Here is a 14,023-nt window from a genome sequence, read left to right on the forward strand (position 1 = left end):
CCCTAAACGCGAATGGGCATCAGCACATAAAGCGCATCTGAATCATCATTATCACGAATCAGAGCTGGTGCTACAGCATCTGCCAACATAAAAACCATCTCATCACTGGAAAGCTGACCAGCAATGTCCAAAAGATAACGCGAATTAAATCCTATCTCAAGCGGATCAGATGTATAAGTTGCCGCTAATTGGTCTTCCGCACTACCTGAATCAGGATTATTAACGACAAGCTTTAATTGCCCATGCTCAATCGTTAATTTCACCGCACGTCCACGATCACTCGAAATCGTTGAAACACGATCAACCGCAGAAGAAAAATCCTGTTTGTTAACAATCAATTTTTTATCATTTCCAAGAGGGATAACACGTTGATAATCTGGAAATGTTCCATCAATTAATTTCGATGTAAAAACAACAGAACCTACAGAAAAACGAATTTTTGTTTCTGAGACTTCTACAGACACATCACCGTCAATTTCTTCTGAAAGAAGCTTTTGTAATTCTCCTACAGTTTTACGAGGAATAATGACACCTGGCATACCTTCAACTTCTAAAGGCGCTTCCATATCAACTTGTGCTAAACGATGACCATCGGTGGCAACTAAACGCAACTTCAAAATACCATCATTCACAACATGAAAATAAATCCCATTGAGATAATAACGGGTTTCTTCCGTAGAAATAGCAAATTGCGTACAATCAAGTAAATGTTTCAAACCTGAGGCCGATAGAGAAAAGCGATAACCAAACTGACCTGGAAGAGACTCTGGAAAATCTATCTTCGGAAGACACTGAAGCTGAAAATGCGCACAACCCGAAACGACAGACATCGTGTTTGCCTGATTCTCATCAACGGACAAGACAATTTCACTCCCATCAGGAAGTTTTCGCACTATATCATATAACAAATATGCTGGTACAGTTATCGCTCCTGCTTGTTCAATATTGACTGTAAAAGATTCCGTGACCTCTAAATCAAGATCCGTCGCTTTTAATTGCACACTTCCATTCTCTGCATCAATCAAAACATTTGATAAAATAGGAACGGTATTACGACGCTCTACCACACGGTGAACCCGACCAAGAGATTTAAGAAACTGACTGCGATCAACTATAATACGCATAAAATCTCCGTTACAATTTACTAAAAACTATAGAAATTCTCTAGAAAACAACCCATTCCCTTAAGAATCATTTGCTGGATTTTATTCAACGTCTCTTAAAATGGCAAGTGACTCTTGTATAAGAAAAAAAGCTAGCTTACCTCCCCCCTGCACTCTTTCTTTCAAGATAAGGAAAGATTGGAAATACTAAGCAGCCTGCTCTCCAATTAATCGCTTAAGCAACTCAAGCTCTTTGGCCAATGTCTGATCACCACAAACCAAGTCTTCAATTTTACGAACTGCGTGTAAAACTGTCGTATGATCACGACCACCAAAACGACGCCCAATTTCTGGCAACGAGCGAGGCGTCAACATTTTTGCTAAATACATCGCAACTTGTCGCGGCTTGACAACTGTACGTGTCCGACGATTGGATAACAAATCCTGTTTAGACACATTATAATGACGTGCAACCGTACGCTGAATTTCTTCGATTCGAATGCGCTTAGGCTCACCAGAACGTGTCAAATGGCCTAACAATTCATCAATCCGCTCTAAGGATAAATCTGTTTCAAATGACTGGCGGAACAAGAGTTGATTAAATGCTCCCTCAATATCACGTCCTGATCCTAAAACTGTTCTTGCAATATATTCTAGAATATCATCAGAAATCGAAAGCGTACTATCATCTTGCTGTGCTACCTTCAATCGCTGTTGTAGCATACTCAAACGCATTTCATAATCTGGCGCCTCAATTTCAAGGGCAACCCCTCCCTGAAGACGAGAGCGAACCCGAAGATCAAGCGATTCTAATTCTGCTGGTGGACGATCCGCAGCAACAACAACTTGTTTCGCACTATCAAGCAACATATTCAGTAAATGACAAAACTCATGCTGAATCGACTTTCCTTGCAAAAATTGCATATCATCAATAATGAGAAGATCAATATCACGAAGCTGCTCTTTAAAGGAAAGAGCATCATTATCACGAATAGCCGTTGCAAAACGCCACATAAAATATTCAGCAGTCAAATAAATAACTCGTGCAGGCGTTAAACGATTCAACGACGCTGCCGCAATAGCTTGAAGCAAATGCGTTTTCCCTAAACCAACAGATGCATGAACAAAAAGAGGATTAAATCTTAAAGCACTTTTATGCCCTTCTGCAATCGAACGCGCTGCAGCTAAAGCAACACGATTAGAAGAACCCTCCACAAAACTTTCAAACGTATAGCGAGAATCAAGAGGTGAACCAAAAACACCTGCTTGAACACTCTTTACAGAATTCTCTGTGTAACTCTCAACAAAAGATGGAGTCGTTTGCTCTTCCAGAGCAACTGGAGCGGCACTTGTTTTACAGACCACACCTCCAGAAACGCGTTTCATACCGCGAACAATAACTTCAACACGAAGAATCATCGGGTTCTCTTGTTTCCATAAATTTATCAAAAGAGAACCATAGTGATTATTAATCCATGAACGTAAAAACGCTGTAGGAACAGAAAGTTTTACAAGATTACGGCTATATTCAGCAAGCTTTACACGACCAAACCAACTCGTATAAGCCTCAATACCAACTTGTGCCTTTAATTGGGCCATCACACGTGCAAAAGCCGCAGCACCCTCTTCCTCTGAAATAATAGGAAACCCTCCAGAAACATTTCTACTCACCGCTCCACCATTATCCGTCATCTTGATTATTTTTTCTGCCGACAGGATATTCACCGTAACCCTTTTAAAGGAACTAGCTTTAGAGTTCAATTTATCCACCATCTTTCATCCTGATAAAAATAAAAATTTTGTCTTGCCAAATCGCTAAAAATCAACATAGCAAAGGCAAAACGCCCTACCCCAAATAAGATTACTTATCCCCCCCTTAGGATAGCTTCATTAAACCCCACCAATAAAGATGACCAATAAGATTTACTTGCACTCATGATATGAACCATTCTTCTAAAATGGATAACATACCAACAAAGAAACAAAAAACACCTTAGAAAAAATCTATCCAACATGAGAGTCCATGACAGCCTAAATTCAAGCATTTTAAACTCATACATACCGCAGGATAAAAACTGATGTGAACCCTGCCTGTTTTTCGTCTCCATGAGAAACATACAAAACAGCAGAGGTAAAATGCAAGAGGCCAAAATAAAAGCAAAACCTCCTATAAACCTGCTCATATAAATTAGAGATGGAGAAAATTATTGATTCAATTCATTTTTTTTCTCTAAATTTACCAATAATTAAAGAATCCCTCCGGATTAAAAAAAAAAAATAAAAATGCTTGACAAAAAAGACTCTGTAAAAATCCACAAAGCTTGTGGATAACCATACAAACTCTATGAATCTTCTCGTCTTTCTCATAGAAGAAAAAATCACTGATTCCCTCTCCTAAAAAGTGAAGGTTTTGGGAAAATAAAAAAACCAGCACCTACAGATGCTGGCCTGATTTTTAAATCTTTCATAAAATAGAAAAAGTTTAAACGTCCAAAGCTTTCAAGCGCTTAGCTAAACGCGAAACTTTTCGCGCAGCAGCATTTTTATGAAAAACGCCCTTGGAAACAGCACGCATAATTTCAGGTTCAAAATTCTTAAATGCTATTTCCGCAGATGCCTTATCACCACCAGCTACAGCATCATCAAACTTACGAATAAAAGTACGAACGCGCGAACGACGTGCCCTATTAACCTGCGTGCGTGCCGCAACTTTGCGTACCGCTTTTCGAGCGGAAGGTGTATTCGCCATAAATATATCTTTCTTTCAACGCATTGGATATGGTTAGCCTCAATAATATCTCTACCAATCCAAATAAATCCAATTCAAGCAATACTATAAAGCTGCCAATAACTGAGCAGCTTATAACGCAATCCTTAAACCAACGTCAATCGATTTCTCACAGATTAAGTATAAAAAAGCAACCCCTAAACTTTTGAGACTTTCATCGTTTAAAGACACTCCTAAATGCATAAATGCGGTTTAAACTGCCAAATGACGCAAAACATATTGCAAAATACCACCATGGTGCAAATAATCTAACTCATCTTCAGTATCAACACGGCATAATAATGGAACAGTTTTTATCATTCCATCGGAAAAAGTGATGATGGCAACTGTTTTTTGACGAGGTTTTAAGTTATGAATCCCTTCAATGGTTACCTTTTCATCCCCTTTTAAACCCAAAGATCTCCAGCTCGTACCCTCTTCAAACACAAAGGGAACAATTCCCATACCAACAAGATTCGAACGATGAATCCGCTCAAAAGATTGAGCGATCACTGCTTTTACACCAAGAAGGTTAGTTCCTTTGGCCGCCCAATCACGAGAAGACCCATTGCCGTATTCAATACCGGCAAATACAACCAACGGCACACCTTCTTGTTTATACGCCATAGCTGCATCATAAATTGCCTGCTCTGTTCCTGATGGATAATGGACTGTATAGCCTCCCTCACGACCATTTTCTCCTAACATGAAGTTACGAATACGGATATTGGCAAAGGTTCCACGCATCATCACTTCATGATTCCCACGACGTGTTCCATATTGGTTAAAATCAGCCACTTTAACCCCATGATCTATTAAATACTTTCCAGCAGGAGAATCCATCTTAATAGAACCAGCAGGAGAAATATGATCCGTTGTGATTTTATCACCAAACAAACCTAAAATCCGTGCATCTTTAATATCTGGCAAGACATCAGGAGTCTTTTGCATCTCATCAAAATAAGGCGGATTACGCACATATGTTGACTGTTCATCCCAAGCATACGTCACCCCTGTTGGAACCTTAACCTTTCGCCAATTTTCATCTCCCTTAAAGACATCCGCATATTTCTGGGAAAAAATCTTACGCGTAACATTCTTTTCGATAAATTCTTGTATTTCTTGAGAGGTTGGCCAAATATCTCTCAAATAGACTGGTTGTCCATCTGAACCTATTCCTAAAGGCTCTTTGGTTAAATCTTTACGCACTGTCCCAACCAAAGCATGTGCAACAACTAATGGTGGTGAAGCTAAATAATTTGCTTGCACATCAGGTGATACACGCCCTTCAAAATTACGATTTCCTGAAAGAACTGCAGCGGCAATGAGACCATAATGATTAATCGTTTTAGAAATAGCAGGATACAAAGGACCAGAATTGCCAATACAGGTTGTGCATCCAAATCCGACTAAATTAAACCCTAGTGCATCCAAATCTTTTTGCAATCCTGAGTTGCAAAGATAAGCTTCAACAACTTGTGAACCAGGCGCAAGAGATGTTTTAACCCATGGTTTGCTTTTGAGACCTTTCGCTACAGCATTACGTGCTAAAAGACCAGCAGCAATAAGAACGCTTGGATTCGATGTATTCGTGCAAGAAGTAATGGCAGCAATTACCACATCGCCATGACTAAGTGTGTATTCCTCACCTTCAACCGGATAACGACCATCTTGCTCAGAAGTCTTCTTATAATCCTCGGCTAATGCTTGTTCAAAACCTTGCCCAACACTTTCCAATGCAATACGCCCTTCAGGACGCTTAGGACCGGCCATAGAAGGCACAACATTTTCCATATCTAATTCTATTGTATCACTAAAAGTAGGATCGATTACAGCTTCATCATGCCACATCCCTTGCGCTTTGGAATAAGCTTCCACTAACGCTATCCGATTCTCATCACGCCCTGTCATATGGAGATAGCGTATTGTTTCCTTATCAATGGGGAAAAAGCCACAGGTTGCTCCATATTCGGGAGCCATATTTGCAATTGTTGCTCGATCAGCAAGCGTCATATGTTCTAGACCAGGGCCAAAAAACTCAACAAATTTACCAACAACACCCTTCTTGCGTAGAATTTGTGTTACCATCAACACTAAATCAGTCGCTGTGACACCTTCTTTAAGTTTACCTGTGAGACGGAAGCCTATCACTTCAGGCAATAACATAGAAACGGGCTGACCTAACATTGCCGCTTCAGCTTCAATACCACCAACGCCCCAACCTAAAACACCCAAACCATTCACCATAGTCGTATGCGAATCAGTTCCCACACAGGTATCAGGATAAACCGTCTGATGTGGCTCTTCACCCTTCAACCACACGCATTGCGCTAAATATTCTAGGTTTACCTGATGACAGATCCCTGTTCCTGGAGGAACAACGCGAAAATTTTGAAATGCTTGCTGCCCCCATTTTAGGAAACGATAGCGCTCACCATTGCGTTCATATTCATGCTCAACATTTTCTTTGAAAGCCATGGGATTGCCAAAGTCATCAACGATAATAGAGTGATCAATGATAAGATCAACAGGAATAAGAGGATTGATTTTTTCCGCATTCCCCCCCAGTTTAACCATAGCATCACGCATCGCAGAAAGGTCAACAACCGCAGGAACACCTGTAAAATCTTGCATAAGAACGCGTGCAGGGCGATAGGCGATTTCTGCTCCAGCACTGCCCTTATCGTTTAACCATTTAGCAACGTTTAAGATATCTTCTTTCTTAACCGTGCGCCCATCTTCAAACCGTAATAAATTTTCAAGAATGACTTTCATCGAAAATGGTAAGCGAGAAATACCATTAAGTCCATTTTTCTCGGCTTCGATTAGGCTATAATAAGTATATTCCTTGCCACAAACATTCAAAATTCTACGACAATTAAAGCTATCAATTTGAGTCACGACTGTCCACCCTCATACTACAAACCATCTAATTTTCCGGAACAAACAACACAAACTACGAGTCAAGGTCGCAGCTTGAGTGCAGACGCAATAACTTCCCCCTTCCATTTCCTCCTCTACCTTTTCATCAGCAAATTCAGAAATCGACACCAAAAACCATTCTCCACCAGATCTTGATGTAATACATATCTTATAGAACTATTTCTAGAACTATTCTAGGTACAATTACAGAAAAAACGTGTTTTTTATCTTATAATGCAATAAAGATTATAGAAATAAAAGAAAAATAGGTAAATACATGGTGCTCTCGGGCGTAAATTTAGCAGCTCACAGAAACGAAGAAATTTTATTCCAAGGTCTTTCTTTTTGTTTACTCCCACAGCAACTTATGACCATCACAGGTCCAAATGGTATCGGTAAATCTACATTACTACGAATCATTGTTGGTCTTCTTAAAGCCACTGAAGGCAATATCATCCTTAAAGACCAAGAACAAACATATCCGGTAGCAACTGCATGCCATTATCTTGCCCCCCAAAATGCTATGAAACCTTTTTTATCTGTTATTGATAATCTACAATTTTGGTCAGCATTTTATGGACAATATCTACGCTCTCCCCATGAAGCCCTTGCCGATATTGGTCTTTCTGAGCTTGAACACTTACCCTTTCATGTCTTGTCAACTGGGCAAAAAAGACGCGTAGCCATTGCCCGTCTTTTGCTCTCTTATCGTCCTATTTGGATTTTAGATGAACCAATATCGGGCATCGATAGCTATGCGCAAACTCTTCTTTCTCATATTTTTCAACATCATCTAAACCAAGGTGGTATGATTATTGCTGCAACCCATCATCCCCTCGGTATTCCAGAAAATCATAATATTGCTTTGGAAAAATTCCTATCTCTCCAAGAAAGATAAAGAATGAAAGCACTGTTTTGGCGTGATCTTAAATTAACTCTAGCACCACAAGCCTCTTCGTTAAAAGGGCTGTTGTTTTTCATCGCCGTTATTATGATAACCCCTTTTGCCATTGGGCCAGAGCCTAAAGTCCTTGCACAAATAGGCCCTGGCATATTATGGTTTGGAGCCCTTCTTGCAGGACTCCTCAATCTTAATAAACTTTTTCAAACCGATCATGATGATGGCAGTCTTGATCAATTCATTCTTTCTGGACAAAGACAAAGTTTTACTCTGATTGTATTTATTAAATGCCTCGCTCATTGGGCAGGAACAATGCTCCCTCTTATTTTTGCTACGCCGATTTTAGCATTCATGCTCCATCTCGATGCAGTAACAACTTTTACAACAACACTCACCCTCTTATGTGGAACACCTGCTATTATTTTCATTGGCGCTATAGGAGCTGCCCTCGCAACCTCATTGTTACATAGCACTCTCCTCGTCTTTATTATTATCTTACCATGGATCATTCCTATCATGATTTTTGGCGTTTCAGCCGCTACAGCCCCAACAAATCCAAGTGTCTCTTTTCTGAGTTCCCTGACTCTTCTTATCGCTTTCTCACTTCTTTTGAGTCTTTTTAGTTCCTTTGTTGCTGCTATAACGCTCAAGCTTTTAGCAGAAGAGTAAAAGAGGATTGCCGCACAGCAAAACTCTGCCTATTATAAATTTCATGAATAAAATATCTCACAGACATAAAATGGGTACGCTCCCAGTAAGTTTAACTCGTTTTATGAAAATAAGTCGTGTTGTGTTACCTTGGTTAACAAGTATGACATTGGGCCTTCTTATCCTAGGGCTTATTTTGATTATCTATTCTCCTGATGACTATCAACAAGGCATCACTGTCAAGATTATGTATCTTCACGTACCATTCGCGTGGCTCTCTACATTTTGTTATATCATCATAAGTGCAGCTGCTTTAGGGAGTTTGATCTGGAGATATCATCTTGCTGATATAGCACTTAAATGTGGTGCACCTATTGGAGCAATCTTTACAGCCTTAGCTCTGATAACAGGCGCGCTTTGGGGGCGCCCTACATGGGGAACATGGTGGGTATGGGATGCACGACTCACATCTGTTTTGATCTTATTTTTTATCTACCTTGCTATTGTCATGCTTGCTCGTGCTTTTTATAATCAAGAAAAAGCTGCACGCGCAACAGCCATTCTTACCCTCGTTGGACTTGTCAATATCCCTATTATCAAATTTTCCGTTAATTGGTGGAACACACTCCATCAATCGTCATCGCTCTTACGTTCAGGAGGGCCAACTATCGAACGTGCTATGTTATGGCCCCTTATCACAATGATCTTTTGTTTGAGCTTTCTGTTTATTTTGCTCTATTTGATGGCTATACGCAACGAAATCAATAGCCGTCATATCCAGATACTTCAGAAGAAAAAAGCCCGTCATGCACAATATTAGGAATTTTCATCATGCTTGATCTCAATAGCAGTCATAGCGGACTTTTAGGAAATCTCTCTCAGCAAATTGACTTGTTTCTTGGTACTCTTCACCACAAGCAAATTGTTATTTTGAGTTACATGCTTTCCGCAATCTTCCTTCTGTGCCTTATGGGTCATATCCTTTGCAAAGCTATCTATCAAAAAAAAATCCTACAACAGTTGAACAAAAAAGAGGTGTTTTGGAAAGAAAAGCATCATGAAAAATATCCTTCAAAAAATTAAAAAAAACACATTCTTATCTATCGTGTTTGGTCTTTTTGGACCATTTATGTTTTTTTCTCTTCTCACTGTGGTTTTCTTCTCTCTTATAGGGAGAAAATACCCCAATGATACTTCTCTTCTGCCAAACAGCTTTGTTGAAAAATCAGCTCCCCAAATAAGTCTTCCCCTTCTTGGCAATGAAAAGCATCTTCTCCATTCAGATCAATTGAAAGGACGTATAACATTAATCAATTTTTGGGGATCTTGGTGCTCATCCTGTCGTAAAGAACATCCGTTTTTGATGAAGATTGCACAAGATAAACGTTTTGATCTTATTGGTATTAATTATAAAGACAATAAAGAAAACGCTCAACGCTTTCTGAATCGTTTTGGGAACCCTTTTAAAGTGATTGGCTTTGATGCTTCAGGATATACAGCCATTAATTGGGGAATATATGGAGCGCCAGAAACCTTTCTTTTAAATAAAGAGCGCATTATTATTGCTAAACATGTTGGTCCCTTAACATGGCAAATTTACCAAAACAAAATCCTACCAAAAATTGAAAAGGCTATCATGCAAGAAGAGATATCCAACAACAATGCATTGATGCATAAAGATAATGCGTTATTTTCTCATATTGAAGAATGAGAATAGGGTTAAATTTTTTTATTTCTCCCTCTGATGATACCCTCTTTAAAAGATTCCCTTGCATTGTTAATGCAATACATCGATTTATCATGATCATTTCTTTTTACAACTTGAATGAGAGTCCCAAACATTGTTAGATTCTTTCCTATCAAAGCTGTTATGCTGTATCAGCTCAGAATTATCTCCTTCACATCACAAATGAAGTTGGCGTGTAGATAAAAACTATTAAAGAAAAGAGCAATATTTCTTATCAGCACTCTCAAATACAAGAATTGTCGCGGCATTTTGAGTTGGCAAAGAGTATGATGGTGCCGACTTATTATAATAAAAAAGGCAGGCAGAATAAATTCACTTGAGAAAACTTACTCTGCATTTTTGTGGGACTTCATGCAAAAGTAGCTAAACATGAGGAATAGATAAATATGAGAGTACGCTATAAATTTTGTATTATGCCATTAAAACAATAAAATAAACAAAATATAATTTCTTTAAGTTTAAGTGCGTCACTGAATAAATACTGTGTTCTTTTGCATAAGAAAAGCGAAGTCATTATAAGAGTATAAAAAACAAAAATATGAAGCTTTATACAATTCTGTATTATTCACAAAATGCTGCTGTAGATACTTTGATCCGTAAAGCTAAATAAAAATAGACAACTTTTCGCACCTTAACGGCACTTCATTATGCAATAACACAAAAATACTACTTGGAGATTCCCTTAACAGAGAAAACTTCTCTTTTCAGCAAAAGCCTTATCTTTAATAATCAAGATAAAACAGAAAATGTAATAGTGCTTACATTCAAATATTATATTCTTATCCGCCGTCTTTCAGAGATTGGCTGAAATGCTATTTTAGCATGAAAAGCACAGTAGGGACTATTTTCACCGGAATCAGCACCACAAAAATGAAAATCCGATGATAAGGGATCTCCAACGGGCCACCTACATGTATTCTCACTTAATTGCAAAAGATTAAGATGGCGTGATATAGGCACAACTACATTCGGTTTCTCAGGCACATCGGGTTCTTTTATATCCTCGACTACAGACTCCACCTTTAATGCCGTTGCTCCAACGCTGCAAGACGGAGCAATCGTTGGTGATACCGTCGATGGTGTACGACGTATACGCGGAGATGATGGACTACTAGCAGGTGTCTTTTGGGCACGCACATTCCCTTGTGCTGTTTTACCACGTCCCGGTAACTTTAATCGATGCACTTTACCAATCACTGCATTCCTGCTGACCCCACCTAACTGGGCGGCAATTTGACTTGCACTTAACCCCTCACTCCAGAACTTCTTAAGAAGTTCAACGCGTTCATCTGTCCAACCCATATCAGCACTCCAATCCTGATCACCTCAATGAGATGCTCCCCCTTGCATCTTCAAATGTTTGAATAATGTCCCCAATGAATCGAATGAAAAAAAATTACTCTGCCCTAAGCATAACAATTTCATTCAACCTATGGAACTTAAAAACTCAACACAACCTTGCTTGCTGATTTAAACTACAATACGCATCGACTCTCTGACAAGAGTCTTTCCCTCTTGAAGAGTTTATTTAGAACGTTTTCCCCAACTTGCAAATCAAGTCTAGACCAAACTATCGTATTTGCTTAAGACTTGCCCCTCTAAATACTTCTTGCAGAACCTTTATTGACTTTTTAGCCATCTCGGTCACGATCTATAACATGGGTGTGTAATGAAATACTGTATCTAAAGCTAGAACACTGCTTTATTTATCACATTGTTTTGTTTATTGTATGACAAAATTTAAAATATAAAAGGAAAGAATAATGGGCACTCCTGCTCTACAGCCACTTTATAAGTGTTTTGCTCGACGTAATTTGCATTTTAAACAAGGCAGTGGTGTCTGGCTTATTTCTGATAAAGGAGAGCGTTATCTTGACTTGACATCTGGTATTGCTGTGAATGCATTAGGATATGCGCACCCAAGGTTGGTCGATACTCTCAAAAGACAAGCTGAAAAACTTTGGCACATTTCCAATCTTTTTCAATCACCTGAACAAGAAGCTTTTGCTGCACGGCTTTGTGCAAATAGCTTTGCTGATAAGGTTTTCTTCTGTAATTCTGGTGCTGAAGCATTAGAATGCGCTATCAAAACAGCTCGTCATTATCATTACGCATCTGGCCATCCAAAACGCGTTGAAATTATTACTTTTGAAGGTGCCTTTCATGGACGCACACTTGCAACGCTTGCGGCTACTGGGCACGAAAAATATCTCGAAGGCTTTGGGCCCAAAGCTGGTGGATTTATTCAAATTCCTTTTTGTGATGAAACCGCTTTGCGAAACGCCATCAATCAAAATACCGCAGCTATTCTTATCGAGCCTATTCAAGGCGAAGGAGGAATACGAACGGTTTCTTATGACACTTTAAAATTTTTGCGCAAAATATGCGACGATCATAATTTATTATTGATTTTAGATGAGGTCCAAACGGGTATTGGACGTACAGGAAAGCTTTTTGCCTATCAATGGAGTGATATTGCGCCTGATATTCTTACTCTCGCAAAAGGATTAGGTGGTGGATTTCCGCTGGGAGCTTGTCTTGCAACAGAGGAAGCCGCAAAAAGTATGATACCAGGGACCCATGGTTCAACCTTTGGAGGAAATCTTCTTGGAATGGCGGTGGGCAATAGTGTTCTTGATATTATATTAGAACCAAGCTTTCTCCAACATGTTGAGCAGGTAGGCGATAAGCTCAAAAGTGGACTTTCGAGAATTCTCAATATCTATCCTGATATTATCTCTGCAATTCAGGGGGTAGGTCTTATGATTGGTATTCAGTGTGTGGTTCCCGCAAATGTAGTCGTAAGTGCCTTGGAAAATGAATATGTTCTCTGTACTCATGCCAACAATAATGTAGTGCGCTTATTGCCTCCTCTTATCATCACGGAAGAAGAAATCGATGAAAGCTTGCGTCGTGTTGAAAAAGCAATTGCCTCTCTTTCGCAAACAAATAAAACAAGGAAAATATGACAAACATGACAAATGCTCTTCGCCACTTCACCGATTTATCTGCTTTAACCCCGCAAATAGCACGTGCTCTTATCGATTATGCAAAAAAACTTAAAGCATCTTTCAAAGCAGGAAAAAGCTCAAAACCTTTTGTTGATAAAACACTCGCAATGATTTTTGAAAAACCATCCACACGAACCCGTATTTCATTTGATATCGGGATGCGCCAACTTGGGGGAGATACAATCATGTTAACGGGTTCAGAGATGCAGCTTGGTTATTGTGAAACCATTGCTGATACAGCTCGGGTCTTATCGCGTTTTGTGGATATTGTTATATTACGAACAACAACACATAATCGAATGCTTGAATTGGCACAATACGCACAGATTCCTGTCATTAATGCCCTTACAGATGACACTCATCCTTGCCAAATTCTAGCAGATATCATGACCTATGAAGAACATCGTGGACCCATTGCAAAAAAAATATTTGCATGGATGGGGGATGGCAATAATGTGCTTCATTCCTTGATCGAAGCTGCTGCCCTTTTTAACTTTCACTTACGTATTGCCACTCCAAAAGGCAGCGAACCACAAGAAAAATTTGTTCACTGGGCACGTGAACGAGGTGCTCATATTGCCTTAACGCATAATCCTCAAAAGGCTGCTAAGGATGCCGATTGTATTATTACCGATACATGGTTTTCCATGGGACAAGAGTTTCGTGCCCGCGATCATTCTATTTTTCAACCTTATCAAGTCAATGAAGCTTTAATGAAATTAGCCAAACCCAATGCTCTTTTCATGCATTGCCTTCCTGCGCATCGTGGTGAAGAAGTTGTTGATGCTGTGATAGATGGAGCGCATTCCGTTGTTTTTGACGAAGCTGAAAATCGCCTTCATACCCAAAAAGCAATTCTTGCATGGTGTTTACAAGATGGATTTTTCACTTCACAATATCTTACAAAACAGATTATATAAAAGG

General features: G+C 39.3%; 12 protein-coding genes. 7 read left to right on the forward strand and 5 right to left on the reverse strand.

Annotated elements, in window-relative coordinates; translation table 11 throughout:
- Positions 1–2 precede the first annotated feature (2 nt).
- The 4 genes from dnaN to acnA all read right to left on the reverse strand — a co-directional run bounded on the left by dnaN (position 3) and on the right by acnA (position 6,771).
- A complete protein-coding gene (gene dnaN, locus PVV64_RS04100; protein ID WP_273759729.1) occupies positions 3–1,124 on the reverse strand; it encodes a DNA polymerase III subunit beta in 1,122 nt (373 codons plus the stop codon).
- Positions 1,125–1,310: 186 nt separating this feature from the next.
- Complete coding sequence (gene dnaA, locus PVV64_RS04105) at positions 1,311–2,876, reverse strand: chromosomal replication initiator protein DnaA (RefSeq protein WP_273759730.1); 1,566 nt, start codon at positions 2,874–2,876, stop codon at positions 1,311–1,313.
- 709 nt (positions 2,877–3,585) lie between these two features.
- Positions 3,586–3,852, reverse strand: coding sequence for a 30S ribosomal protein S20 (gene rpsT / locus PVV64_RS04110; protein WP_273759731.1), 267 nt, complete (start codon positions 3,850–3,852; stop codon positions 3,586–3,588).
- 231 nt (positions 3,853–4,083) lie between these two features.
- Positions 4,084–6,771: an aconitate hydratase AcnA gene (acnA, locus tag PVV64_RS04115; protein ID WP_273759732.1), complete on the reverse strand. Its 2,688-nt coding sequence runs from the start codon at positions 6,769–6,771 to the stop codon at positions 4,084–4,086.
- A gap of 298 nt (positions 6,772–7,069) precedes the next feature.
- On the opposite strand from acnA, the gene ccmA reads away from it, so the two are divergent.
- The 5 genes from ccmA to PVV64_RS04140 are packed head-to-tail and all read left to right on the forward strand — an operon-like array spanning position 7,070 to position 10,052.
- A complete protein-coding gene (gene ccmA / locus PVV64_RS04120; protein WP_273759733.1) occupies positions 7,070–7,690 on the forward strand; it encodes a heme ABC exporter ATP-binding protein CcmA in 621 nt (206 codons plus the stop codon).
- Between the two features lie 3 nt (positions 7,691–7,693).
- Entirely contained in the window at positions 7,694–8,362 is a 669-nt protein-coding gene (gene ccmB / locus PVV64_RS04125; protein ID WP_273759734.1) for a heme exporter protein CcmB, read from the forward strand.
- A 43-nt stretch (positions 8,363–8,405) separates the two neighbouring features.
- On the forward strand, positions 8,406–9,161 hold the full coding sequence (locus PVV64_RS04130; RefSeq protein WP_273759735.1) for a heme ABC transporter permease: 756 nt from the start codon (positions 8,406–8,408) through the stop codon (positions 9,159–9,161).
- 11 nt (positions 9,162–9,172) lie between these two features.
- Positions 9,173–9,424, forward strand: coding sequence for a hypothetical protein (locus PVV64_RS04135; protein ID WP_273759736.1), 252 nt, complete (start codon positions 9,173–9,175; stop codon positions 9,422–9,424).
- A complete protein-coding gene (locus PVV64_RS04140) occupies positions 9,399–10,052 on the forward strand; it encodes a DsbE family thiol:disulfide interchange protein (protein WP_273759737.1) in 654 nt (217 codons plus the stop codon). The genes PVV64_RS04135 and PVV64_RS04140 overlap by 26 nt, the downstream gene beginning before the upstream one ends.
- A gap of 807 nt (positions 10,053–10,859) precedes the next feature.
- Here PVV64_RS04140 and PVV64_RS04145 read toward each other — a convergent pair.
- The gene (locus tag PVV64_RS04145) at positions 10,860–11,390 is read right to left on the reverse strand and encodes a GcrA family cell cycle regulator (protein WP_273759738.1); all 531 of its coding nucleotides are present in this window, start codon (positions 11,388–11,390) and stop codon (positions 10,860–10,862) included.
- 461 nt (positions 11,391–11,851) lie between these two features.
- Between PVV64_RS04145 and PVV64_RS04150 the strand changes: the two genes are divergently transcribed.
- Both PVV64_RS04150 and argF read left to right on the forward strand, forming a co-directional pair.
- Positions 11,852–13,057, forward strand: coding sequence for an aspartate aminotransferase family protein (locus tag PVV64_RS04150; RefSeq protein ID WP_273759739.1), 1,206 nt, complete (start codon positions 11,852–11,854; stop codon positions 13,055–13,057).
- A gap of 5 nt (positions 13,058–13,062) precedes the next feature.
- Positions 13,063–14,019 (forward strand): ornithine carbamoyltransferase, encoded by a 957-nt coding sequence (gene argF, locus PVV64_RS04155; protein ID WP_404978412.1) that lies wholly within the window; start codon positions 13,063–13,065, stop codon positions 14,017–14,019.
- Positions 14,020–14,023: the final 4 nt, after the last annotated feature.

The sequence above is a fragment of the Bartonella sp. ML70XJBT.G genome, from assembly GCF_028618575.1.
Classification (GTDB): domain Bacteria; phylum Pseudomonadota; class Alphaproteobacteria; order Rhizobiales; family Rhizobiaceae; genus Bartonella.

Excerpts from the sequence above, each read along its gene's own strand:
- ccmA (WP_273759733.1), top strand. The coding sequence starts at position 7,070 with ATGGTGCTCTCGGGCGTAAATTTAGCAGCTCACAGAAACGAAGAAATT.
- ccmB (WP_273759734.1), top strand. The coding sequence starts at position 7,694 with ATGAAAGCACTGTTTTGGCGTGATCTTAAATTAACTCTAGCACCACAA.
- PVV64_RS04135 (WP_273759736.1), top strand. The coding sequence starts at position 9,173 with ATGCTTGATCTCAATAGCAGTCATAGCGGACTTTTAGGAAATCTCTCT.
- rpsT (WP_273759731.1), bottom strand. The coding sequence starts at position 3,852 with ATGGCGAATACACCTTCCGCTCGAAAAGCGGTACGCAAAGTTGCGGCA.
- PVV64_RS04145 (WP_273759738.1), bottom strand. The coding sequence starts at position 11,390 with ATGGGTTGGACAGATGAACGCGTTGAACTTCTTAAGAAGTTCTGGAGT.
- dnaN (WP_273759729.1), bottom strand. The coding sequence starts at position 1,124 with ATGCGTATTATAGTTGATCGCAGTCAGTTTCTTAAATCTCTTGGTCGG.
- PVV64_RS04150 (WP_273759739.1), top strand. The coding sequence starts at position 11,852 with ATGGGCACTCCTGCTCTACAGCCACTTTATAAGTGTTTTGCTCGACGT.
- PVV64_RS04140 (WP_273759737.1), top strand. The coding sequence starts at position 9,399 with ATGAAAAATATCCTTCAAAAAATTAAAAAAAACACATTCTTATCTATC.
- argF (WP_404978412.1), top strand. The coding sequence starts at position 13,063 with ATGACAAATGCTCTTCGCCACTTCACCGATTTATCTGCTTTAACCCCG.
- dnaA (WP_273759730.1), bottom strand. The coding sequence starts at position 2,876 with ATGGTGGATAAATTGAACTCTAAAGCTAGTTCCTTTAAAAGGGTTACG.
- PVV64_RS04130 (WP_273759735.1), top strand. The coding sequence starts at position 8,406 with ATGAATAAAATATCTCACAGACATAAAATGGGTACGCTCCCAGTAAGT.